Origin of the sequence: Aliarcobacter cibarius, from assembly GCF_013372265.1 — a bacterium.
GTDB classification, from domain to species: domain Bacteria; phylum Campylobacterota; class Campylobacteria; order Campylobacterales; family Arcobacteraceae; genus Aliarcobacter; species Aliarcobacter cibarius.
The window spans coordinates 1,962,770-1,987,967 of record NZ_CP054051.1 but is presented as its reverse complement, the minus strand read 5'-3'; the positions used below and the strand labels follow the sequence as shown (position 1 = coordinate 1,987,967).

The following is a 25,198-nucleotide window of genomic DNA, read 5'->3' as shown; positions in this document are numbered from 1 at the left end:
TTCTTACCACTCAAAATAAGTTGCAGCACTTAAGATATTGTCATATGAAATTTCTTCTTCACCAAATTCCGTTTTAACTACAACTTTCTCATTATCTGCGTTTAATAATTCACCTTTGAAAATTTCTGTTTCATAATTTTTGATTTTAACAAGTTCACCGACACTAGCAATAAAGTGTTCTTTCTTTTTTAACTTTCTTTCAATTCCTGGTGAGCTAACTTCAAGATTATAAATACCGTTCATAGGTGCTTCAATATCTAATAAAGGAGAAATAAGTCTTGAAATATCTGCACACTTATCTAAGTTTACACCATCTTTAGATGTTACAATAACTCGAAATATATTTCTATCATGCTCTTTTGTTGTAACTATATCATAAAGTTTTAATCCATTATTTTCAACTATTAATTTAATTTGTTCTTCTAAATTCATTCTTCACTACTTTTTGTCTTTTTGATTTTTGCAAATAGATCTTCAATATGTTTTGATTTTTCCAAAGATGTATCAAGTTCAAATTTGAAATTTGGACACTTATACCAACCTGTACTTGCTAATACATCAGTTTTTATTCTTCCATTTGCCTTATTTAGGGCTGAAATAATACTTTTTACTTCTTCTTTATCATAATCGCTACCATCAAAATAAACAATAGCATCATATTTCCCATTTTTACAGTTTACACCGGTAATTGGTAGAGAGTTTATTCTAGTATCAGCTAAAGATGATAGAGCCATAGGTATTAGCTCCATCAATAAAGATTCTGTTCTTTGTAGATTTATACTTTTCATTATTTGTCTATAGAAACTTTTTCTTCAATTTGAATAAATGTTTCAATAAAATCTCCAACTTTTATATCATTGAATTTATCAAACATAATTCCACACTCATATCCATTCGCAACTTCTTTAGCATCATCTTTGAATCTTTTTAGTGATGATATTTTACCTGTGTATGTTACAACACCATCTCTAATAATTCTAGCATGACCACCTCTGATAACTTTTCCATCAGTTACTATACATCCAGCAACTGTTCCAACTTTTGGAATTACGAATGTATCTCTAACTTCAGCTTGTCCAGTATTCTCTTCTCTAATTACAGCACTCATCATTCCAGAAAGAGCATTTTTAACATCGTCTAATAAGTCATAAATTATAGAATAAGTATTGATTTCAACACCATCAGCTTTTGCTTTTGCTTTAACTGCTCCTGTAGGTCTTACATTAAATCCTAAGATAATACAACCGCTACTTGCACTTGCTAAAACAATATCTGATTCAGTAATTCCACCAACTGCTGCATGAACTACTTTAACTTTTACTTCATCATTTGCAATTTTTTCTAAAGAACCTTTGATTGCTTCTAAAGAACCACCAACATCTGCTTTTATGATTACAGGTAGTTGTTTCATTTTTCCTTCAGCAATTAATCCACTCATCTCTTCTAAAGAAACTTTTGTAGATTTTGATAACTCTTTTGCTCTTGCATGTTCAGCTCTTGTATTAGCAATATCTCTAACTTCTTTTTCTGTATCCATTGAAATAAGACTTGATCCAGTAGTTGGAACATCATTTAAACCTAAAACAGTTCCTGTCTCACTAAGACCTAATTCTTTTACAATTTCTCCCATATCATTTGTAATAGCTTTTACTCTTCCGAACGTTGTATCACAAACAATATTATCTCCAACTCTCAATGTACCATTTTGAACAATAACATTTGCAACTGGTCCTCTACCTTTTTCTAAGCTAGCTTCTATAACAGTTGCTTTTGCTTTTGCAGTTGGATCAGCTTTTAAGTCTAGAAGTTCAGCTTGAATTAAAATATTTTCAAGTAAATCTTCAACTCCTTCACCTGTTCTTGCAGAAACACCAATAAATTCAATATCTCCACCCCAATCAATAGGAGTTAAATTTCTTTCAGCCATTTGAGCTTTTACCATATCTGGATTTGCTGATTCTTTATCCATTTTATTCATAGCAACAATAATTGGACAACCACTTGCTTTTGCATGTGAAATTACTTCTTCTGTTTGTGCTTTAACTCCATCATCAGCTGCAACAACAATAATTATAATATCTGTTACATTTGCTCCCCTAGTTCTCATAGCAGAGAATGCTTCGTGCCCTGGAGTATCAACAAAAGTAATTTTTTGACCATTTTTAACAACAGTATATGAATTAATATGTTGAGTGATTCCTCCAGCTTCACCTGAAGCAACTTTTGAACTTCTGATTTTATCAAGAAGAGAAGTTTTACCATGGTCAACATGCCCCATAATTGTAACAACAGGAGGTCTAGTTACGAACGAACCTGTATCAACTTCTTCTCCTTCATAAGATTCAACATAATTTACATCTTCTAGTGCATCTTTTACAGTTACTTCGATTCCAAATTCTTCACCTAAGATTTCTAATTCATCTTGTTTTAAGAAGTCATTTTTTGTAACCATCATTCCTAAGCTAAATAGAACTTTGATAACTTCAGCAGGTGATTTCCCACAAGCCTCAGCAAATTCATAAACTCTAATATCTTCAGGAATTACAACAGATGTAATTTCAGCTTTCTCTTGAGTTCTAACAACTCTTTTTTTTCTTTTTCCTCTTTGAAGACCTGTTGGTACATTTCCAAATGCTGCTGGTTTTGAACTTCTTGAATGATTTGCAGTATTTATAGGTTTTGGTTCATCAAATATTTTAAAATTATCTTGTAAATCCATATCAAGAAGAACAATTTCTTCACCTAAAAGAGAATCATCACTACTTCTAAATTCATCATCTCTTTTAATAACTTCAATTTTTTTACCATGTTCTTGAGCTCTAATTGGAGTTTTCTTTTTCTCTTTTTTTACTTTTGGAGCAAAAATTTCACTTGCTGGCTTATGTTTCACTTGTTGTTTTTGTGAATCATCAGGACCAAAAATATCACTTAAAGATTTTGTTGGTTTTTTTTCTTGATTATTATCAAAATTACTTACAGGAATATTTTCTTCCCTTGGAGTTTTCTTTTTAATAATAACTAAACCTTTTCTTTTAGGAACAATTTTATTGCTATCATCATCTTTTATTTCAGGTTTAATCTCTTCTACATTTGAAACAGGAGTTTTTTGTATAGGTTTTGAAATTGCAACTTTTTTAAGTTCAGGTTTTTTTTGTTCGATATTTTGAACTTCTTCTTTTTCTACAACTGGTATTACAAGCTCTTCTTTAACTTCTTCTTGAGGTTTTACCACTTTTTTTGGTTTAGTTGCAGCAGTTTCCTTTATTCTTTTACTTTTTCCTGTAAGAATATAGTTTGTAATTTCTTCTGCATCTGCGTATGAAACTGCCGTTTGTGCTGATTTTAAATCTATTCCTAAATCTTTAGCCTTTGCTATTACATCTTGGCTACTAGCACCTGCTTCTTCTGCAATTTCATAAACTCTTACTGTATCTGACATCTGTTAGAATCTCCTTAAGTTGTATAACGTACTTATCGTTATTTTTACACTCTTTACAGAGCGCTTTTTCATATTTTTTATAAGTTTTTTCATTTGTATTCTCGTTTAATGTGGAAAGACATGAGTTACAAACATAAAAGCTTCTTCCAAAATTATCATAAAGAGATAATTCTTTTTCGAAACATTTTAATCTAAGTAGTACTTTTTGTTCATATTTTCCTCTACAAAAAATACAGGTTCTTAGGATTATTTTTAAACTAGGCAAGCATTATACCTAAATTTTTCTTAATCACAAAGATATTATCAAATCTCAATTTTTACACCTTGATTATCAAAATCTAGAGTAAATACTCTAAAATGAGGAAATTTAGCTTTTAAAGCTAGTTCCAATTTATTTGCTTCTTGATTGTAAGCTATAGAAAATAAAGTAGAACCCGAACCTGATAATGTACTCATTAAAGCACCATTTTTTAAAGCAGTCTTTTGTACATCAAAAAGTTCTGGCATATGTTTCATTCTATACTTTTGGTGAACCATATCTTGAGAAGCATGTTTTAGCATTTCCCAATTTTCACTCATAAATGCAGCTGTTAAAAGAGATGAATGAGAAATATTGAAAACTGTATCCTCTTTTGAATATTTAAAAGGCAAAGTTTTTCTTGAAAGTTGTGTTGAAATTGGTCTATTTGGAACAACTATTACAGCTTTTAAACTTCTAGGCATATGTTTATTTATGTATTTTACTTCATTATCTTGAACTGTTGCAACATTAAATCCACCCATAACTGCTGGTGTTATATTATCTGGATGACTTTCATAGGCTAGAGCTAAATTTAGTAATTTGTCTCTTTCAAGTTCTATTCCTTCAATAGCATATGCACTTGCAATTGCTGATACTATTACAGCTGAAGAGCTACCTAATCCTCTTGAAAGTGGGATTTCATTAAAAAATTCAAACCTAAAAAATCTTTTTTTGTTTGATAAATTGTGATAAAAATCATTAAAAATAGAGATGAACATATTGTTATCTTTTAATGCAGGATTATTAGCCCCTTCCCCTTTTAATGATACGCTATGAAACTTTGATGGTCTAATTACTACTTGATTTTTAAGTGATACTGCTAAACCTAAACAATCAAAACCAGGACCTAAGTTAGCACTTGTAGCTGGAACGCTTATTCTCAAATATTCTCCTTTTTATACCGCTGGTAAATTATATATTGGAAGAGTTGCTTGTGAAAATTTTATATTTTCTATACTCTTTGGCAATTCAAAATCTTGGATTTTACTAAGATTTGGCAAAAAATCTACTTTAACAACACCATTATTGTTTATAAAGTACTTTTTACCTAGAGCTTTTATAGGAGAATTTTGGTTAAAAGTAAAACCATCTATTGCTAAAAAATTTATTTTTTTTATTTGACAAATTGTTTTTAAAAAAATGTAAGCAATTTTTATAGACATAAATGAACCAGGTGTATTTACGTAAGCAATTGTTTTTATTTCAAATTCTTCTAGTAAATCTTTAAAAAGCATAGGTAATTTATCAGATGTGAGACCATCTAATTTTATCTCTTTTAATAATTTTTTATCCTTATAAATACCAATTAACAAAGGATTAGAAATTGTAATTACTAAAACTTCTATCAATTTTCACTCAACTGTTTTGCAAATGCAAGCTCAAACATTTCAGCTTCATATTTAGCCTCTTCAAGATCAATTATTTCATAATTTTCTTTATCTTCATAAAGCTTTTTTGTTAGAAGGTGATTTAGGTGATGACTACCTGCGATTGCATCATATTCACCAATCATTGTGTATTCTAAAAGAGCCATATCTCCAATTGCATCAAGAATTTTGTGTCTAACAAATTCATCATCATATCTAAGTCCTTCAGGATTTAGAATTTTAGTTTCATCTAAAACTATTGCATTTTCCATAGAACCACCAAGTGCTAAACCAATACTTCTTAAATATTGTACTTCATGTAAAAATCCAAATGTTCTAGCTTTTGCAATGCTTTCTTTATAATCTTCAATTGAGTAATCAAAATGATATTTTTGAACACCTATTGCTGGATGATTGAATTTAATTTCAAAATCATAAATAATTCTGTTAGAAGGTTTTAGTGAAACTTTTTTACCATCTTCTGTTGTAACAGTTACCTCTTTTTTGATTTTAATTACTTTTTTACTTTCTTCTTGTTCTTTTATTCCAGCTTCTTCTATTAGCATACAATAACCAGATGCACTTCCATCTAAAATTGGTACTTCATCATTGTCTAGAACGATTCTTAAGTTATCAATTCCGTATGCATAAATTGAAGATAGAAGATGCTCTATTGTTGAAACAATAACTCCATCTTTACCTAAAACTGTAGCCATTTTTGTATCTACTACATACTCTTTTTTAAGAGGAATTGTAACACTAGCATCACTTCTATAAATAATAATACCACTATTTTCTGGAAGTGGTTCTAGTCTCATTTTTACGGGGACACCTTTATGTAGGCCAATACCTACAATTTCTATACTTTTATTTAGTGTTCTTTGTTTCATTATTGTTTCCGTCTATAATTTTTATTGCACTGTTCATTGTGTTTGTAAGATTTAATTTTATCCAATTGTAATCTAGCCATTCGTTTGGATTTGCTTCTATACCTTGAATTAAAATACCAAAGTGTAAATGGTCTCCAAATACAGCTCCTGTTGACCCAGTATTTCCTATATGAGTTCCAGCATTTACAAAATCACCAACTTCAACATTTTGTGAGCTAGTATGAGCATAAAGGGATGCTACTCCATAACCATGGTCAATAATTATACTATTCCCATAAATTCCCAAATAGTCTTTGTATATAACTTTACCTGGATTTGTTGTATAAATATTTGCTTGTTTTGTACTAGCCCAATCCATACCTAAGTGCCAAGCTTCATCAATTTTTTCTTCATTATAAAAATAGTGTCTTCTCTCTCCAAACATCGCAAATGTTGCTGCATTTGTCATTCTTACAAAAGTTTTTAATTCAAATGGAATTTCATTTGAGTTTGCAAAATTCTTTCTTGTAACATCTCTTATTGTTTTAAGATTTTTTTCTCTTAACTCTTTATTTGCCTTAACAAAAGCATCAACTGTTGAATTAGGTACATTTTCATTACTTAATTCTAAAACATTTTTACTAACGCTATTTACAAATTCATCACTTATTTTTAAGTTGTCGATTTTTGGTTTAAAATTTTGAATATAAAATGGAACTCTCATACTTGATTTATTTCCAGCGCTATCTTTTGCAATAATATTTACACCTTTAAATTCATTTATATCTATAGGCCATGTAATAATAGATATAAAAAAGTTCTTTTTGTGAAAAGGGAACATTTCGAAAATTTCTTGATCATTAAAAGATACATAATAATCTTTTAAATTCTCATCATTAATTTCAGCAATTAAAACACCACTACCACCTTGTTTTATCATATATGAATTTGATACAACATTTATAGTAGGACTTCTTTTATCAACAACTAAATTTATATTTTTTAGAGTTTTGTTCCCAGCAAAAAAATTCCATTGGCTGTTGTCATAAACTTCAATATTTATTGTTCCAGCTGTTGATTTTGTTTGTTCTGCAATTTTTGGTGCTTTTAGTTCAACACTATAAATTCCTTTTTCTAAATCCTCTGATTCAATTTTACTTTCAAGTTCAAAATTTGTAGTTCCATCGTTAAAGATAGCTTTAAATGATTTTATTCCATTTTTTTCAGCAATTAATACTTTGATTGGAGTTTTAAAGTTCCAATAAATTTCCTTACCTTCAATTTCATTTTCAAATTTTACAACAGGTGATTCTCTTTCAAAAGTAGGAGAAAAAAATATAAAACCTGCAATCGTTAAAACTATAATTAAAGAGGCATAAATTGCCAACTCATTTAGACTAAATCTATTTATATTAATTTTATTTGTAAATTTCAAGAATTTCCTTTAATACTAAATTTTTTGCTTCTAATACATCTTTTGTTTCTATTGTACAACCAGCAGCATTAAAATGACCACCGCCATCAAAAACTGAAGCTATTTTTGATACATTAATTCCTTCTTTAGATCGAAGAGAGATTCTGCATGAGTCATTTATTGATCTTGTAAAAAAAGCAATCTTTACAATTCCCATACTCATAATCATATCTAAGGCATCTTCACAATCTCTACTATGAGCACCAGTGCTTTTAAACCATTCCGGAAGAGCAATAATTGAAGCAATCTCACCCTCTTTATATAATTCAAGACTATCTAAAACTTTTGGAATTATTCTGTATTTTGCCAAAGAATCTCTTCTTAATAGCTTATTTGCAATAAAAGATGGACTTGCACCACACTCAACTAAAAAATTTACTTTTTTAAAAGTTTCTTCATCGCATCTTCCTAAAGAAAAAGCTAAAGTATCATCATAAATACCTGTATATAAAGCACTAGCACTATTTTTTGTTATGTACAAACCATTGTGTTTAAAAAATTCAAAAACTATTTCAGCTGTACTACTTTTGTATGGATCTACTAAATTTATAGTTCCAAAATTTTCATTTGAAGCATGATGATCAAAATTTATTAGTGGGATATCTTTTGGTACTTCAAATCCCAATCTTTTGTATGTTCCACAATCAACACTAATTACTAAATCGTAAAAAGGAGGAAGGATATTAGTTATTTTGTCAAATCTATTTAAAAAATCAAGATTTTGTGGTAAGTCAGAGCTTACATTAAATACTTTATGTTTAATCTTATTTTCAAAAAATAGATTTGATAATGCTAATCCAGATCCAATAGAATCAGGATCAGGATTTACATGAGTTACTATTAAAATATATCTACTTTTTTCTATTAACTCTAAAGCTTTTGAGTATAAGCTCATATCTATTTTATTATTTAAAATAAAATCTTTTTTCAAAATTAATCAACTCTCATAGAAAAATCAAGCCAAGTTGCTTGGTGGATTATACTTCCACTGCTAACAGCATCTACCCCAGTACTAGCATATTCTCTAATAGTTTTTAGACTAATATTTCCACTTGCTTCAAGCATTATATAAGGATAGTTTTTATTTCTAAATTCTACAACTTCTTTTATTTGAGTAGGAGTCATATTATCACACATTATTATATCAGCACCAGCATCCATAGCAACTTTTACTTGATCAAATGTTTCACATTCTATCTCTATTTTTGTAACCCAAGAGATTCTTTTTCTAGCTCTTTTTACAAACTCTTTTAAATTTTCAATAGTTCGTAAGTGAGTATCTTTTAGCATTAAACAATCATCAAGACCAAGTCTATGGTTTATTGCTCCACCAATTCTAGAAGCATATTTTTCAAAATCTCTTAAATGGGGTCTAGTTTTTCTAGTATCAAGTAAAACTACATTTAAATCTTCTATTAAACTTGAAAATTTATTTGCCATTGTAGCAATACCACTTGCATGCTGAAGCATATTTAAAAAAGTTCTTTCAGTTGAAAGTAGTTTAGAAGCTCTTCCTTCAAGTTTAGCTAGAATATCACCAGCTTTTATTGTATCACCATCCTTTTTTAAGAATTCAACTTTTATTTTTTCAGTTCTAGCAAGAACTTCTGCATACATAACACCTGCTAATATACCGTCACTTTTTGAGATAATTTTCGCTGTAAAATTACCATCAGGGGCTATATCATAAAATAAATCTCCCCTACCATTATCTTCAGTAATGGCTTGCTTTACAAATCTTTTTATATGTATCATACTTCAAACATCCTCTCTAATGCTATTTTTGCCCAATATCTTGTTTTTTCATCTACTTTTATTTCTGTTAATTCACTAATTTTGTTATCTTTTATTGATTTCAAAGTGTTATAAACGTGTTCTAAAGTTGTCTCATTCATTGTTGGACACTCTGGTTTTGTTGAACTTAAAATATAAGTATTTTTTTCTCTTAAACGGTTAACCATATTAAATTCAGTTCCAACAACAACTTTTTGATCAATTGGTAGTTCTTTTATAAATTTTATTAGTTGTGAAGTAGAACCAACAAAATCTGCTTTATCACAAACTGCAGGATCACACTCTGGATGGACAGCTACTATAATTCCTGGATATTTTTCTCTATAAAAATCTATATCATCTATATTAAACTGTTGATGAACGCTACAAAAACCGTTGTAACAAATTATATCAGCCTCTTTTAAATTTGAACCATCTCCTATAACAGCAGATTTTAAACCTAAACTTTTTGCAAAATTTTGACCTAAACAACGATCAGGAACAAAAAATATTTTTTTACCTGATTTTAGACCCTTTTCTATTATTTTATAGGCATTAGATGAAGTACAAACCATTCCTCCCATTTCTCCAACTCTAGCTTTTACACTAGCACTAGAGTTAATGTATGTAATAGGTAGAATATCATCGTTTGAAATTCCGGCTTCATTCATTTTTTTTAGATTTTCTAAAAAATAACTTTCATCTATCATTCTAGCCATTGCACAACAAGCGATTCTTGGCATTAGAATTCTTTTTTGAGGATTCAAAATTTTTGCACTCTCTCCCATGAATCCAACACCACAAAATACTACAAACTCTTTATCACTTTCCATAACCTTTTTTGCTAATTCAAGACTATCTCCAGTTATATCAGCTAGTTCAAATACTTCATCTCTTTGGTAAAAATGAGCTACAAGTACTACATCTAACTCATTTTTTAGTTTTAAAATCTCTTCTTTATAATTCAAAATAAAACCTTCTCAAATTTTTATTAAGTGGGAATATAGCAAATTTTTGGTTATAATCCCATTTAATTTTAATAAATAACAAAGGTTATTAATGGATTTTTTCACAAATCAAAATATAATTTTTTATCTTTTAGCCTATTTAGTTGGGTCTATCCCTTTTGGTCTTATTTTGGCAAAAACTTTTGCAGGTGTTGATATAAAAACTCAAGGAAGTAAGAGTATAGGAGCTACTAATGTATTAAGAGTAGTGAAGCAAACAAATCCAAAATTAGCAAAAAAATTAGGTGTAGCAACAGTAGTTTTAGATGCGTTAAAAGGAACTATTGTTTTACTTATTGGACTTAGTTTAAACTTAAGTTATGAAACTCTTTGGGCAATGGCTGTTTTAAGTGTTCTTGGACATTGTTACTCTATTTATCTTGGTCTTGAAGGTGGAAAAGGTGTAGCCACTGGACTTGGAGTTTACATAGTATTAATTCCTATTCCAACTTTAATTGGTGCTATTGTGTGGATAGTTTGTGCAAAAGTATTGAAAATTTCTTCTCTTTCAAGTCTTTTGGGACTTATAGCTGTTGTTATAAGTTCAGTTTTTATAAATGATGGATTGAATATTGGTTCAAATGTACCAATGTATTTAATTGCTTTTATTATTTTATATAAACATATACCAAATATTGTAAGACTTATTAAAGGTGAAGAGAAAAAAGTAATATGACAATTTATATAGAGAATTTAACTTTTAAATGTATAGTAGGAATACTTGATTTTGAAAGGAAAAAGAGGCAGAGAGTTATTGTAAATCTTAGCTTTGATTATGAGTTTAAAGATGGTTCTTTTATTGATTATGCTGAAGTTTCAGAACTTGTAAAAAGGACAATGAAAGATAAAAAATTTAAACTTTTAGAGGATGCTGTCAAGACTTTATCAGAACTTATTAAAAATAAATATGAGGTAGAAAATTTACAATTAAAAATTTCGAAGCCAAATATTTTAAAAGATTGTGTTGTAAGTCTTAGTTTATGAAAATAATTTATATAAAGTAGGAAAAATTATGAAAGAGATAGAAAAGTTAGATAAAGATTATGTGTTACATACATATGCTAGAAATTATGTTAATTTCAAAAAAGGTATAAACGCAACGTTATACGATGATGAAAACAAAGATTATATAGATTTTACATCAGGAATTGCTGTTTGTAGTGTAGGTCATGGAAATAAAAGAGTTGCTGATAAAATTTATGAGCAAGTATCAAATATTACGCATATTTCAAACTTATATGCTATTGAACCTCAAGCAAAATTGGCAAAGAGATTAGCTGAATTAAGTGGTTATGATATTAGAACTTTTTTTGCAAATAGTGGTGCAGAAGCAAATGAAGGTGCTATAAAAATTGCAAGAACTTATGGTGAAACAAAATTTGCAAATAAAAGATATAAGGTAATAACTCTTGAACATTCATTTCATGGAAGAACTATTACAACTGTAAAAGCAACAGGTCAAAGTTCTATGCATCAAAGTAAGTTTGCTCCATATCCTGAGGGGTTTTCTTATAATCATACAATAGATGATATATATAATTCAATTGACAATGAAACAGTTGCTGTTATGATAGAACTTGTTCAAGGTGAGGGTGGAGTTCAACCATTTGATAAAGAAAAAATTCAAGAGTTAGCAAAATTTTTAAAACAAAATGATATTTTACTAATTATTGATGAGGTTCAAACAGGTGTTTATAGAACAGGAGAATTTTTAGCTTCTAATTTATATGATATTGAACCAGATATTATAACTTTAGCAAAAGGTTTAGGTGGTGGAGTTCCAATAGGAGCTATCATGACCAAACACAAAGATATATTTGCTCCAGGAGATCATGGTTCAACTTTTGGTGGTAATTATTTAGTTACAACAGCAGCACTTGAAGTTTTAGATATCCTTGAAGAAGTTAAAGATAGTGGAGCTTTAGATGAAACTATTATTTACTTTAATTCTAAATTAAATGAAGTTTATGAAAATAATAAAGAGATTTTTACAGCTAATGTTGGTTTAGGATTAATGAGAGGATTAAGAGTAAAAGATGCAGATACTTTAGCTCTTTTAATTAAAACTGCATTTAATTGTGGAGTTTTAGTTTTAAAAGCTGGTAAAAATACTATGAGACTTCTTCCTGCTCTTACTATTTCAAAAAGTGAAATTGATGAAGGATTTATTAGACTTCAAAAAGCTCTAACTAAGATAAAAGCGTAAATAAAATTTAAGAGATTTCTCTCTTAAATTTTTGAATTTAAAATTATTTTGTCTTTTGACATTCTAATTTTATAAGATTTTAGTAACATTTCAGTATCAATATAAGCGAATTTAAAAATTTATTCGCCAACATTGATTATCTCACCTTTTTTCAAAAGTTCATCTTGTCTTACTCTTAAAAAATCCAAATAACTATTAGGGTATTTTAAATAGTGTTTCCCACTTACATAATTTAAAACTTCTTTAAAATGGAAAGGGAAAAGTAATGCATCAATCGTTGTAATTAATTTTTTATTATCATAAAGTAGAATACCAGGTCTATAATCTAGATTTATTTTTTTAACCCACTCTTTTGGAGTTATTTTTAAACCATCTGGAGTTATAACTTCATTATTGCTATTTGCATCTATTCTAACAATTGTAAATTTAGTAAATTCACTTTTTACATCTTTATCTGTAAGAATTTTAGTATGAAAATGTTCGCATTGAGTACAACTTCCATCTTCAAAGATTATGGCAAGTGGAGTTGAAATTTTAGACATATCAGTTATGTTTTTAAACATATTATTCTCCTTTAAAGAATAAATTTCTTTTTTCTCAATCTTATTCAAATAAGAAACTAAATCCATAGTTTCATATTTTTTTGTTTGAACAAAGTCCAGAATATATTGAAAATCAGTGCTATTTCTATAACCATTAATTCTTGCAACTATATCTTTATTAGGAGAGAAAATAAGAACAGTAGGGCTATATTGAATTTTTAATTTTTCAGTTAATTCTTTTTCTGTTAAAACTTCACCATCAGTCCAAGTTACCTCTTTGCTTCCTTTTACATTAAGCTCAATTACATCAAAATTTGTTTTTATGAATTTACTTGTATTATTGTCATCTTCAAAACTTTCTTTTAACATTTTAGAACAATAAGGACAACCTTCAAAATCTAAAAAAATCATAAAATGTTTATTTTTTTCACTGGCCTCTGCAATATCCTCATTTATATCTAAGAAACTATCTTTGAACCAACTTGGTATTGTATGGTTTGAAGCACCGATTACTTTACCTTCTTTTGCAAATATATTTGTTGTGCAAAATGCTACTATAAAAAAGAGCATTAATTTTCTGAATATGAAATTCATAATTTTTCCTTATTTAATTTAATATTTATTTTATAGAATTAAAGGTTAATTAATACCTAAAAATAATATTTATAAAAAATTTATTTATCATAACTTTTCTTTTGGCAACAAATTCTAAAATGAAATAAATTTAGCTTTTTAATGATACCATCTTTACTCAAATAAAAAGAATTTAAAATTTAATTATAATTAAAACTTATGAATACTTATGCAAATAATAAGCTTTGTTTATATAGAATTTTACTAAATTATAAAAAGGTTTGCAAATGAGTGAAAAAAATGAATATCTAAATAAGACCTCTTATCGTAAGAAAAGATATTTTGCATATATTATTGCTACAATATTTTCTTTATCTTTACCATTTATTCAAATAAACGGTAATCAAATTTTCTTACTATCTTTTGATAAGAAACAGTTACACTTAATGGGAACAGCGTTTGATATGCAAGAGCTATATCTTATGCCATTTTTATTAATGCTTCTATTTTTAGGTATTTTTGCGGCAACATCTATTGGTGGAAGAGCTTGGTGTGGTTGGACATGTCCTCAAACAATATTTAGGGTTATTTATAGAGATTTAATTGAGTCAACACTTTTAGGTTTAAGAAGAATAAAAAATAAACAAAAAGAGATAGATTTAAGTAAAAATGAAAATAGAGTTAAAAAAGCTATTGGAGTTATTTTATGGTCAATTTTATCATTAGTAGCAGCTTCTAATTTTATGTGGTTCTTTATTCCTCCTGCTGATTTTTTTGCATATTTACAAAATCCAACAGAACATCTGTTTCTTATTGGTATGGTTTTATGTATTGCAGGATTTTTAATATATGATGTAATAATTTTAAAAGAAGATTTTTGTGTATATATTTGTCCATATTCAAGAGTACAATCAGTTTTATATGACAATGATACAATGCATGCTATTTATTCTACTAAAAGAGGTGGAAATATATACAATGAACAAAAAGAAAAGACAATTTTTAAAATAAAAGATTTCACTGATTCTTCTAGTGAGTGTACAGCATGTGAAGCTTGTGTTACAGTTTGTCCTACTCATATTGATATTAGAAAAGGTTTACAACTTGAATGTATAAACTGTCTTGAGTGTGTTGATGCATGTACAACTGTAATGGGAAAATTAGGAAAACCTTCTTTAGTTCAATGGTCTAGTACAAATACAATTGTTGAAGATAAACCAACAAAAATATTTAGAAAAACTACAATAATGTATTTTGTAGCATTATCTTTAGTTTTAGGATTATTATTTGCAATGAGTGGTGAAAAAGAGTATATGCTTTTAAATGTAAATAAAGATACAGAACTTTATAAAATAAAAGAAGATAATGTAGTAACAAATAATTATTTATTACTTTTCCAAAACACAGAGTCAAAAACTTTAACATATGAACTTGAAGTTGTAGATAATCCTGATATTAAAATCACAAGATTTGAACCATTTACATTAAGTCCTGGAAAAATGGCAAAAAAAATTGTTATTCTTGAAACAAATAAACTTTTGATAAATGATAATACAAAAGATACACCTTTAATAGTTACTTTAAAGGCTTATGCAAAAGAGGATCCAGAAAAAGTTAAAGTATTTAGAAATGCAACTTTCTTCTTCCCAAGAGCGGATAAACTAAAATAGTATAGTAAAGTGCTTATGCACTTTACTTCTTTAAATTGCTTATTATAAACTTTTAGATACAATAACAGCTTATATATTTTATAAATTTAATAATTTTTACGGAGTATTTTAATGACAAAATTCATTTTTGTAACGGGTGGAGTTTTAAGCTCTTTAGGAAAAGGGATAACTTCTGCTTCAATTGCAGCAATATTAAAGCAATCAGGATTTAAAGTAAGTATGTTGAAAATTGACCCGTACTTAAATGTAGACCCAGGAACAATGAGTCCTTTAGAACATGGTGAAGTTTTTGTTACTGCTGATGGTGCTGAGACAGACTTAGACTTGGGTAATTATGAGAGATTTACAGATAAAACTTTATCAAAAATTAATAGCTTTACAACAGGACAAGTCTATCAAAGTGTAATAAAAAGAGAAAGACAAGGTGGTTATTTAGGAAAAACTATCCAAGTAATTCCTCATGTTGTTGATGAGATAAAAGATAGAATTTTTCAAGCAGCATCTGATAATGATTTTTTAATTATTGAGATTGGTGGTACAGTTGGTGATATCGAAAGTCTTCCATTTTTAGAGGCTATTAGATCAATTCGTCATGAACTTCCAAAGTCAAATACTATGAATATCCATGTAAGTTTAATTCCTTATATAAAAGCAGCTGGAGAACTTAAAACTAAACCAACTCAACACTCTGTTCAAGAGTTAAGAAGAATTGGAATAACTCCTCATATGCTTGTTTGTAGAACTGAAAAAGAGCTTCCAAAAGCTTTAAAAGATAAATTGGCATTATCTTGTGACATTGATAGAAATGCAGTTATTGAAGCTGGTGATGCACAATCTATTTATCAAGTACCATTACTTTTTATAAAAGAAGGAATACTAACTCCATTATCAGAGCATTTCAATATAAAAATTAAACCAAATATGGAGAAATGGGATAGACTTGTTAAAAATATTTTAGTTCCACAAGATGAGGTTACTATTGCGTTTGTTGGAAAATATTTAGGATTAAAAGAGTCTTATAAATCATTAATTGAAGCATTAGTTCATGCAGGGGCTCATCTAAATACAAAAATAAATATTCACTGGTGTGATAGTGAAAGAATTGAGGATTTAGGAGCATATGAAGTAATTGGAAATGTTGATGCAATTCTAGTTGCTGGTGGATTTGGTGCTAGAGGTGTAGAAGGAAAACTAAAAGCTATAAAATATGCAAGAGAAAATAATATAACTTTCCTTGGAATTTGTCTTGGAATGCAATTAAGTATTATAGAATTCGCAAGAAATGTTTTAGGTATTGCAGATGCAAACTCTATAGAATTTGATGAAAATACAAAAAATCCATTAATTTACTTAATTGATGAGTTTATGGATCAAAGTGGAAATAAACAACTAAGAACATCAAAATCTCCACTAGGTGGAACTATGAGACTTGGTGAATACCCATTTGAACCACTTAAAGGCTCAAAACTTCAAAAAGCTTATGGAAATGAAAAAGAGTATTTTGAAAGACATAGACACAGATATGAAGCAAATCCAAAATATAAAGAAGTTTTAGAAAAAGCTGGAATGATTATTTGTGGAGAATCAAATGGTCTTATTGAAGCAGTTGAATTAAAAGATCATCCATGGTTTGTAGGAGTTCAGTTCCATCCAGAGTTTACATCTCATCTTGAGACTCCAAATCCAATTATATTAGAGTTTGTAAAACAGGCAAATACTTCTAAATAATGTCAAAGATTACAAAGCAAAGACTTTTCGAAATTCTAAGTAGCAGGCATTTGAATAATCCGTATTCAAAGCTTGCTTCAATTCCAACTCCAAACAACTTCAAAGATATTAATATTGCAACAAAAAGAGTAAAAAAAGCTATAGAGTGCGGTGAAAAAATAACTATAGTTGGTGATTATGATGTTGATGGTGTTGTATCTACTACAATTATGCTTGAATTTTTTGAAAATTTAGGAATAAAAGTAGATTATATAATTCCAAATAGATTTGAGCATGGATATGGTTTATCTCCTAAAATTGCTAATAAAATAGATGATGGCCTAGTTATTACAGTTGATAATGGAATTAGTGCTTATGAAGCATCTCTTATTTTAAAAGAAAAAAATATAGATTTGATTATCACAGACCATCATACAGTAGGAGAAAAAATTCCTCATGCTCTAGCTATTATAAATCCAAAGCAAGAAGATTGTACTTTTGAGTTTAAAGAGATTTGTGGTGCTCAAGTTGCTTGGTATTTTTGTGCAGCTATAAAAAAAGAGTTAGAAGCAAATGTTGATTTGAGTTCATATTTAGATCTTTTAACATTGGCAATTATTGCAGATATAATGCCAATGACAAGTTTAAATCATACAATGGTAAAACAGGGTTTAAAAAAAATAAAAAATTCAAAAAGAGAAGCATTTAAACTTTTAAATCAACATATTCAAAAAGAATTTTTAGTTTCAGATGATGTAGGTTTTACGATAGCTCCTAAAATTAATAGTGCTGGAAGAATGGATGACGCTAGTTTGGCTTTAGATTTTTTACTTTCAAAATGCCAAAATAGTGCTTATGAAAGCTTAGCAGTTTTAGAAGAATTAAATAATTATAGAAAAACTTTACAAGAAGATATTTGTTCAAGAGCAGAAAAACAGATAAAAAGTAGTGATAAGGCAGTTGTTGTTTGGGGAGAAGAGTGGCATGAAGGTGTTATTGGAATAGTGGCTTCAAAACTTTCTCATAAATTTAAAAAACCTGCTTTTATTTTTTCTATTAATGATAACATTGCAAAGGGTAGTGCAAGAGCAAATTCACAAATAAGTCTTTATGATTTAATATCAAAGGCAAAACATTTATTAATAGGTTTTGGTGGGCATAAAAATGCTGCTGGATTGTCTTTAGAAGCTTTAAATTTAGAAGAGTTTAAAGAGATTATAAATAAAGAATTAAGTCAAGTAAATGATAGTTTACACAATGAATTTATAACTTTAGGAGAGTTAGATGTTTCTAGTGTAGATTTAGAATTTATCTCTATTATTGAAGAATTTGAACCTTATGGACTTGAAAATGAAAGACCAATTTTTAATGTCTCAAATGCTAAATTGGTGAAAACTGATCTAATAGGAAAAGATAAAAATCATCTAAAACTTACTTTGAATAGTGATGGATTTATTTTTGAGGCTCTAAAATTTTATGATAATAATACAAATTTAGATAACAATCTAAATCTCATATTATCAATTTCTAAAAATGAGTTTAGAGGGGTAGTAACCCCAACTTTTTTAATTCAAGAAATCTTATAAAACTAAATGAGGTCTTAAAGTAGGAGTTTTTCTTTCTAAGCTTCCTTCAAGACCTAAAATTTCATCATCTATATCAGTTCTTCCATAAGAAGAAGCTAGTATATTTCCAGTATTAACATCAATAAGTCTAATAAAAACATTTAAAGTTTTACTAGTTATTGAATATGTACCAACTGCAGCATATTTTGATTGAACTGTTTTTGAAAGAAGTTTACTTTGTTCTCTTGTCAGAAGATTAAATCCTGATTTTCCAATTTCAAACTCTTTTCCTAATTCAATCTCTTTTACTACAATATTTAAAGAAGATAGCTTATCTTTTAACATACTAGATAACAAAAAACCTAGTTGAGATCTGTTTTGTAATTTATCAAGATTTACAAAATCTGAAACTAAAACCACTTCTCCCATACCTACATGTCTTTTAATTTTTTGACTTGATTCATCAACCATTGATGAAATTAATGCATGAAAATTATTTGAACCATTTAATGGATATTTATAAGCACAAGAATTAAAACTAAAAGTTAAGATTAGTAAAACAATTATTTGTTTTACTAATCTTATGTAAGATTTTTGCATTATTTCTCTTTAATTATTTTTACTGTTCTAGCAGGTGCACAATCTTTGAAAAGTGTACAATCATTTGCTAAGTTATGAAGATATGTTGCTCTAGCACTTGTAATTATTTTACCACTAATATTATCAATAATTCTTGCATTTAAAATAACTTTTCCAGGTTGTCTAGAGTAAGTTCCAACAACTACATAAGTATTTGGAACAGAACTTTTTATTTCATGAGGTTTTCTAGAGATGAAATATTCACCCTTGTCGTTTATAGAAACAGCCATTTGACCTCTATATTCTATTACATTAAATCCTCTATTTGAAAGTTCATTTATTAAACTTTCTCCTAAAACTCTTCCAAATTCTGAAGTCTCTTTTAATTGATCAAGTCTTACGAAAGATGTAATAAGTACAGGTTTATCAGTATTGATTTTTTGGTTTTGCATTAGTTGAGTTGAAAGAGATGCAATTGTTGATTCAAGAGTTGTTTGACTTGTTACATATTTTTGCATATCATCAGCAATATCTAAATGATCTCTCGCATCTTTTACTTTGTTATACTCTTTGTTTAAATTGCTATTACTAGTCGCATCAGATGTATTAGCACTTCTATACTTGTATGAACAACCAGAAAGAATTAGTACAACTAAAGATGATAAAATAGCAGTTTTAGAAATATTTCTAAACATTGAAAAACCCCTTTTGTAAATTAGTAAGATTTTATTAAAAACTTACTTACATATCCTTGAACTAATTTTAAACATAATTTAATATAATCAAAAAAACAAAGAAAAAGGAGAGAATATGTCAAAACTTTTAGTTCCAATTTCAAATGGATTTGAAGAGATTGAGGCAATTTCAATAATTGATGTTTGTAGAAGAGCAGGTATTGAAGTAATAACAGCAGGTGTTGAAGATAATATTTTAACAGGTGCACATAATATTAAAATTGAAACAGATAAAAAAATATCTGAAGTTTCAAGCGATAATTTTGATATGATAGCTCTTCCTGGTGGTCTTCCAAATGCCTTTACATTGGCTGAAAACAGTGATGTTCAAAGACTTTTAAAAGAGTTTAAAGAAAAAAATAAAAAAATTGCAGCAATCTGTGCAGCTCCTTATGCTCTGCACAAGGCTAATGTTTTAAATGAAAATTATACATGTTATCCAAGCTTTGAAGAAAAAATTAAAGATGAAGGCTATATCAACAATAAAAATGTTGTTATTGATTCAAATGTTGTAACTTCAAAAGGACCAGCAACAGCTATGGAATTTGCTTTAGAAATTGTAAAAATTTTAAAAGGTGATGAAATCTATTTTTCTGTAAAAAATGGTCTATTAGCATAAAATAAACAAGCTTTTTTGGCTTGTTTATTGACTTTAATTTCTTCAAAACCAAACTTTAGATAGACTATAAACAAAAAACTAATAAAGATTTATAAAAATATGTCACAAATACCGCAATTTACACATTTACATCTACATACAGAATATTCGCTTCTAGATGGAGCAAACAAGATAAAACCACTTGCAAAAAAACTAAAAAGCTTTGGTATGACAAGTGTTGCCATGACTGATCATGGAAATATGTTTGGAGCAATAGATTTTTATAATGCTATGAGAGCTGAAGGTATAAAGCCAATTATTGGAATGGAGGCTTATATACACAATAGTGATGATATAGCAGATAAAACAAATAGACAAAGATTTCATTTATGTTTATATGCAAAAGATGAAATTGGATATAAAAATCTTATGTATCTTAGTTCAAAAGCATATATGGAAGGATTTTATTACTATCCAAGAATAAATAAAAAGTTATTAAAAGAACATTCAACAGGTCTCGTTTGTAGTGCCGCATGTCTACAAGGTGAGGTAAATTGGCATTTAAATACTCAAAGTGAGAGAAATGTAAAAAATGGTGCAAAAGGATATGAAGAAGCTAAAAGAATTTCTTTAGAGTACAAAGAGATATTTGGTGAAGATTTTTATTTAGAGATTATGAGACATGGAATTGGGGATCAACTTTTTGTAGATGACCAAATTTTAAGAATTTCAAAAGAGACTGGAATAAAAATAGTTGCTACAAATGATACTCACTATTTAGAACAAAAAGATGCAGATGCACATGAGGCTTTTATGTGTATTGCAATGAATAAACTATATGATGATCCAAATAGATTAAGACATAGTGTTCATGAGTTTTATTTAAAGTCGCAAGAACAAATTTATAAACTTTATGCAGATATTCCTGAAGCTATTGAAGCAACTCAAGAAATAGCTGATAAATGTAATCTTACTATAAAGTTAGGAAATCCAACTCCTCCAAATTTCAAATTTACAAGAGATAAGTTAAAAGAATTAAATCTTGAAATACCTGAACCAGAAAATGAATATTCTTTAGAAAATGATAAAGTTTTATTTTCTTATGAATGTAGAATTGGTTTAGAAGATAGATTAAAGCTTGTACCTCTTGAAAAACATGAAGAGTATAAAGCTAGATTAGAAACAGAGATAAATATTATAAATAATATGAAATTTCCAGGATATATGTTAATTGTTTGGGATTTCGTTAAAGTTGCAAAAGATATGGGAATTCCAGTTGGTCCAGGAAGAGGAAGTGCAGCTGGAAGTTTAGTTGCGTATAGTTTAAAAATTACAGATATTGACCCAATTCCTTATGGATTACTTTTTGAAAGGTTTTTAAATCCAGAGAGGGTTTCAATGCCCGATATTGATATGGATTTTTGTCAAAGTAGACGGGGGGAGATTATTGATTATGTTGTAAATCAATATGGACGAGCCAATGTTGCACAAATTATTACTTTTGGTAAGCTTTTAGCAAAAGGGGTTATAAGAGATGTTGCTAGGGTTCTTGATATGCCTTATGCAAAAGCAGATGCAATGGCAAAATTAATTCCTGATGAATTAGGAATAGATTTAAAAAACTCTTGGGAAAAAGAGCCAAAAATAAAAGAACTTTGTGAAGCTGATCCTCTAGCAGCTAGAGTTTGGGAATATGCATTGGCACTAGAAGGATTAAATAGAAATGCTGGAACTCATGCTGCTGGAGTTGTTATATCAAATGAGCCACTTTGGAATAAAACTCCACTTTTTAAACCAAGTGGACTTGATACTTTAGCTACTCAATATAATGGAAAATATATTGAAGATGTTGATTTGATTAAATTTGACTTTTTAGGATTAAAAACTCTTACAGTTATTGATGAAGCTATAAAATTAATCAAACAACGTCATGGAAAAGTTATAGATTTTAAAACTATAGATGTAAATGACAAAGGTGTTTATGATTTAATTCAAACTGGAGATACTTTAGGACTATTTCAAATAGAGTCAGATGGTATGCAAGATTTATGTAAAAGATTAAAACCATCAAACTTTGAAGATATTGTTGCCGTTCTTGCTTTATATAGACCAGGACCTATGGAATCAGGAATGCTTGATGACTTTATTGAAAGAAAACATGGACGTGCAAAAATTGATTACTTTCATGATGAACTTGAAGAAGCTTTAAAACCAATACTTGAAAATACTTATGGAGTAATTGTTTATCAAGAGCAGGTAATGCAAATTGTTCAAAGTGTTGGAGGCTTTTCTCTTGGAGGTGCTGACCTTGTAAGAAGAGCAATGGGTAAAAAGATTAAAGAAGAGATGGATAGGCTAAAAGGTCAGTTTGCTGATGGAGCTGAAGAAAAAGGATTTACAAGAGCCTATGCAGAAGAACTTTTTGATTTGATTGTAAAATTCGCTGGATATGGATTTAACAAATCTCACTCAGCAGCTTATGCTTTAGTTACTTTTTATACTTCTTATTTAAAATGTTATTACCCAGCAGAATTTATGGCAGCTCTTTTAACACTTGAAAAAGACAATACAGATAAGGTTGTAAGATATGTTGATGAGGTTAAAAGATTAAATCTTGAACTTTTCCCGCCTGATATAAATAAATCAGATCTTGTTTTCTCAGCAACAAACATAAATGGAAAAGAAGTTGTTATGTTTGGTATGGGAGCTATAAAAGGTGCTGGTGATGTTGCTATTAAATCTATTTTACAAGCAAGAGAAAAAGGTAAATTTAATGATTTATCGGATTTTATTTCAAGAATTGATGCTAGTAAAGTAAATAAAAGAGTTATAGAATCTTTAGCAAAAGCAGGAGTTTTTGATAGTTTAGGTTATTCTAGAAATGCACTTTTAAGCCAAATAGAAAAAATTGTGGATGGTGCTTCAAAAGCTTCAAATGCAAAAAAAATGTCAACAGGTTCACTTTTTGGAGATAGTGATGAACTTACAAAAATAGAGATAGAATTAGATAATTTACCTGAATATTCTCCAAAAGAAATTCTTGAACTTGAAAAAGCAAGTCTTGGATTTTATGTTTCAGGACATCCTTTGGATGAGTATAAAGAACAGATAGAAAAAATAAATTATACTTTATCTTCAAGTATTGATGAGCTTGAAGATGGAAGTCAAATTTTAATTGTTGGAAAAGTTGAAGAGATAACTGAAAAGATTTCTAAAAAAGGTGGAAAGTTTGGAATTATTTCTGTACTTGATTACCATGGAACAGTTGAATTTATGCTTTTTGAAGATAGATTAAAAGAGCTTCAAGAAAATTTTGATTTAAATGAGCCAATTGCTATAAAGGTTCGAATATCAAAAAATGAACAATTTACAAGAATGAGTGTTTTAAAAATTGAGACTATTTTTGATGCACAAAAAGAAAAAGTTAAAATAAAACAAAAAGAGGTTGTTGAACCACCTTTAATTATTGCTATTCCTTTTAGTGAAGATGAATTAATAATTCATGATTTATTTGATTTAGTTGTGAATAATCAAGGAAAAAGAGAATTAAGAATCTTAATAAAGTCTAAATTAGCGGATTTGGAATTAGAAAGTGCAATAAAAGTAAATAGTGATATTGAAAAAGTAATAAATAATATAAAAGGAGCATATATAGTAGATGTTACAGATACTTCTAACAAATGATGATGGATACCACGCTGCAGGATTAAAAGCTTTAATTGAAGCTTTATCTGGAATAGCAAGAATTACAGTAGTAGCACCAGCAAAAAATAAGTCAGCTTGCGGACATTCTTTGACGCTTGATAGACCACTTAGAATGATTTGCATGAAAGATGATTTTTACAAAATTGATGATGCAACACCAACAGATTGTGTCTATTTATCTTTAGGGAATTTATTTAAAGAAGGATATAAACCAGATTTAGTAGTTAGTGGTATAAATATTGGTGCTAATATGGGAGAAGATATAACATATAGTGGTACAGCAAGTGCTGCAATGGAAGCTGTAATTCAAGGAATTCCTGCAATTGCAATTTCACAAGTATGTAGAAACATGTCTCAAGGAATTGACGATGGTATGGATTTTGATCTCGCAAAAGAGACTATTGTGAAACTAGTAAAAAAAATAATAAATGGCTCATTTCCATTAGATGAACGAAAGTTTTTAAATGTTAATATTCCCGCAATAAAAGCGGATGAGTGCAAGGGATTTAAGATCACAAAAGCTGGATATAGAAAATATGGAAATGATTCACATAGACATCTAAATCCAAGAGGAGAAGAGTATTATTGGATAGGGCTTCACCCTCTTATTTGGGTTCCAAGTGAAGATAAATCCTGTGATTTTGAAGCAATAAGTGATGGTTATGTATCTATAACTCCTATAAAGTTAGATATGACATCATACAAAGATATTGAAAATCTAGAAAATTGGTTAGTAGATTAAAAGGTTTTGATATTTTAAAAAATATCATTAAATTATAGTTTCATTTATTTGGAATATTTAAAAGGATAAATTGTGAATTTCACAAACTCGATAACAAAACATATAGTAAAACTAGTAGGATTACTAAAAAGTGAAGAAGAACTTCAAGAAGTTTTAAAAAGAAAATTTACAAAAAAAGAGTATAAAACTTTTATTGCATTTGAAGAGGGAAAGAATATTGATGAAATAAAACTTCTTTTAAGAGAAGAAGATGAAGAAAAAATTCAAAAAACTTACCAAACTGCAATAAAAAAACTTAATCAAGAAGTATTTAAAAGAGAGTTAGTAGAACTATAAAAGTTCTACTT

23 protein-coding genes are annotated in these 25,198 nt (G+C 28.5%); 10 read left to right on the top strand and 13 right to left on the bottom strand.

What is annotated here, in order from left to right; translation table 11 throughout:
- Nucleotides 1-3: 3 nt before the first annotated feature.
- From rimP to nadA, 10 genes are all read right to left on the bottom strand, one after another.
- Complete coding sequence (gene rimP, locus ACBT_RS10010) at nt 4-432, bottom strand: ribosome maturation factor RimP (RefSeq protein WP_024774565.1); 429 nt, start codon at nt 430-432, stop codon at nt 4-6.
- Entirely contained in the window at nt 429-788 is a 360-nt protein-coding gene (gene rbfA, locus ACBT_RS10005) for a 30S ribosome-binding factor RbfA (RefSeq protein ID WP_024774566.1), read from the bottom strand. The genes rimP and rbfA overlap by 4 nt, the downstream gene beginning before the upstream one ends.
- The gene (gene infB, locus ACBT_RS10000) at nt 788-3,439 is read right to left on the bottom strand and encodes a translation initiation factor IF-2 (protein ID WP_024774567.1); all 2,652 of its coding nucleotides are present in this window, start codon (nt 3,437-3,439) and stop codon (nt 788-790) included. Before infB ends, rbfA begins: the two co-directional genes overlap by 1 nt.
- 303 nt (nt 3,440-3,742) lie before the next feature.
- Entirely contained in the window at nt 3,743-4,624 is an 882-nt protein-coding gene (gene thrB, locus ACBT_RS09990) for a homoserine kinase (protein WP_024774569.1), read from the bottom strand.
- A 12-nt stretch (nt 4,625-4,636) separates the two neighbouring features.
- Nucleotides 4,637-5,089 carry a hypothetical protein gene (locus ACBT_RS09985; protein WP_024774570.1) on the bottom strand — a complete coding sequence of 151 codons (453 nt, stop codon included), beginning with the start codon at nt 5,087-5,089 and terminating at the stop codon, nt 4,637-4,639.
- A complete protein-coding gene (gene lpxC, locus ACBT_RS09980) occupies nt 5,086-5,997 on the bottom strand; it encodes a UDP-3-O-acyl-N-acetylglucosamine deacetylase (RefSeq protein ID WP_024774571.1) in 912 nt (303 codons plus the stop codon). The genes ACBT_RS09985 and lpxC overlap by 4 nt, the downstream gene beginning before the upstream one ends.
- Nucleotides 5,975-7,411: a M23 family metallopeptidase gene (locus tag ACBT_RS09975; protein ID WP_024774572.1), complete on the bottom strand. Its 1,437-nt coding sequence runs from the start codon at nt 7,409-7,411 to the stop codon at nt 5,975-5,977. The genes lpxC and ACBT_RS09975 overlap by 23 nt, the downstream gene beginning before the upstream one ends.
- Nucleotides 7,395-8,381, bottom strand: coding sequence for a DHH family phosphoesterase (locus tag ACBT_RS09970; protein ID WP_024774573.1), 987 nt, complete (start codon nt 8,379-8,381; stop codon nt 7,395-7,397). The genes ACBT_RS09975 and ACBT_RS09970 overlap by 17 nt, the downstream gene beginning before the upstream one ends.
- A 2-nt stretch (nt 8,382-8,383) precedes the next feature.
- The gene (nadC, locus tag ACBT_RS09965; protein WP_024774574.1) at nt 8,384-9,205 is read right to left on the bottom strand and encodes a carboxylating nicotinate-nucleotide diphosphorylase; all 822 of its coding nucleotides are present in this window, start codon (nt 9,203-9,205) and stop codon (nt 8,384-8,386) included.
- On the bottom strand, nt 9,202-10,191 hold the full coding sequence (gene nadA, locus ACBT_RS09960) for a quinolinate synthase NadA (RefSeq protein WP_024774575.1): 990 nt from the start codon (nt 10,189-10,191) through the stop codon (nt 9,202-9,204). The genes nadC and nadA overlap by 4 nt, the downstream gene beginning before the upstream one ends.
- Nucleotides 10,192-10,282: 91 nt before the next feature.
- Between nadA and plsY the strand changes: the two genes are divergently transcribed.
- The 3 genes from plsY to ACBT_RS09945 are packed head-to-tail and all read left to right on the top strand — an operon-like array spanning nt 10,283 to nt 12,436.
- Nucleotides 10,283-10,906, top strand: a complete 624-nt coding sequence (gene plsY / locus ACBT_RS09955) for a glycerol-3-phosphate 1-O-acyltransferase PlsY (protein ID WP_024774576.1) — start codon at nt 10,283-10,285, stop codon at nt 10,904-10,906.
- The gene (locus ACBT_RS09950) at nt 10,903-11,214 is read left to right on the top strand and encodes a dihydroneopterin aldolase (RefSeq protein ID WP_024774577.1); all 312 of its coding nucleotides are present in this window, start codon (nt 10,903-10,905) and stop codon (nt 11,212-11,214) included. Before plsY ends, ACBT_RS09950 begins: the two co-directional genes overlap by 4 nt.
- A gap of 28 nt (nt 11,215-11,242) precedes the next feature.
- Nucleotides 11,243-12,436, top strand: a complete 1,194-nt coding sequence (locus ACBT_RS09945; RefSeq protein ID WP_024774578.1) for an aspartate aminotransferase family protein — start codon at nt 11,243-11,245, stop codon at nt 12,434-12,436.
- 119 nt (nt 12,437-12,555) lie between these two features.
- On the opposite strand, the gene ACBT_RS09940 is transcribed toward ACBT_RS09945, so the two are convergent.
- Nucleotides 12,556-13,572: a thioredoxin family protein gene (locus ACBT_RS09940; protein WP_024774579.1), complete on the bottom strand. Its 1,017-nt coding sequence runs from the start codon at nt 13,570-13,572 to the stop codon at nt 12,556-12,558.
- A gap of 266 nt (nt 13,573-13,838) precedes the next feature.
- On the opposite strand from ACBT_RS09940, the gene ccoG reads away from it, so the two are divergent.
- From ccoG to recJ, 3 genes are all read left to right on the top strand, one after another.
- The gene (gene ccoG, locus ACBT_RS09935) at nt 13,839-15,221 is read left to right on the top strand and encodes a cytochrome c oxidase accessory protein CcoG (RefSeq protein ID WP_024774580.1); all 1,383 of its coding nucleotides are present in this window, start codon (nt 13,839-13,841) and stop codon (nt 15,219-15,221) included.
- Between the two features lie 111 nt (nt 15,222-15,332).
- Nucleotides 15,333-16,949: a CTP synthase gene (locus tag ACBT_RS09930; protein WP_024774581.1), complete on the top strand. Its 1,617-nt coding sequence runs from the start codon at nt 15,333-15,335 to the stop codon at nt 16,947-16,949.
- Nucleotides 16,949-18,514, top strand: coding sequence for a single-stranded-DNA-specific exonuclease RecJ (gene recJ, locus ACBT_RS09925; RefSeq protein WP_024774582.1), 1,566 nt, complete (start codon nt 16,949-16,951; stop codon nt 18,512-18,514). The genes ACBT_RS09930 and recJ overlap by 1 nt, the downstream gene beginning before the upstream one ends.
- On the opposite strand, the gene ACBT_RS09920 is transcribed toward recJ, so the two are convergent.
- A complete protein-coding gene (locus tag ACBT_RS09920; RefSeq protein WP_024774583.1) occupies nt 18,509-19,093 on the bottom strand; it encodes a FlgO family outer membrane protein in 585 nt (194 codons plus the stop codon). The two genes, recJ and ACBT_RS09920, sit on opposite strands and share 6 nt — an antisense overlap.
- A complete protein-coding gene (locus ACBT_RS09915; RefSeq protein ID WP_024774584.1) occupies nt 19,093-19,767 on the bottom strand; it encodes a FlgO family outer membrane protein in 675 nt (224 codons plus the stop codon). Before ACBT_RS09915 ends, ACBT_RS09920 begins: the two co-directional genes overlap by 1 nt.
- A gap of 115 nt (nt 19,768-19,882) precedes the next feature.
- On the opposite strand from ACBT_RS09915, the gene ACBT_RS09910 reads away from it, so the two are divergent.
- From ACBT_RS09910 to ACBT_RS09895, 4 genes are all read left to right on the top strand, one after another.
- A complete protein-coding gene (locus tag ACBT_RS09910) occupies nt 19,883-20,425 on the top strand; it encodes a DJ-1 family glyoxalase III (protein WP_024774585.1) in 543 nt (180 codons plus the stop codon).
- A gap of 99 nt (nt 20,426-20,524) precedes the next feature.
- Entirely contained in the window at nt 20,525-24,088 is a 3,564-nt protein-coding gene (gene dnaE / locus ACBT_RS09905) for a DNA polymerase III subunit alpha (RefSeq protein ID WP_024774586.1), read from the top strand.
- Nucleotides 24,063-24,851, top strand: a complete 789-nt coding sequence (gene surE / locus ACBT_RS09900) for a 5'/3'-nucleotidase SurE (protein ID WP_024774587.1) — start codon at nt 24,063-24,065, stop codon at nt 24,849-24,851. The genes dnaE and surE overlap by 26 nt, the downstream gene beginning before the upstream one ends.
- Nucleotides 24,852-24,923: 72 nt before the next feature.
- On the top strand, nt 24,924-25,187 hold the full coding sequence (locus ACBT_RS09895) for a hypothetical protein (RefSeq protein WP_024774588.1): 264 nt from the start codon (nt 24,924-24,926) through the stop codon (nt 25,185-25,187).
- The last annotated feature ends 11 nt before the right edge of the window (nt 25,188-25,198 follow it).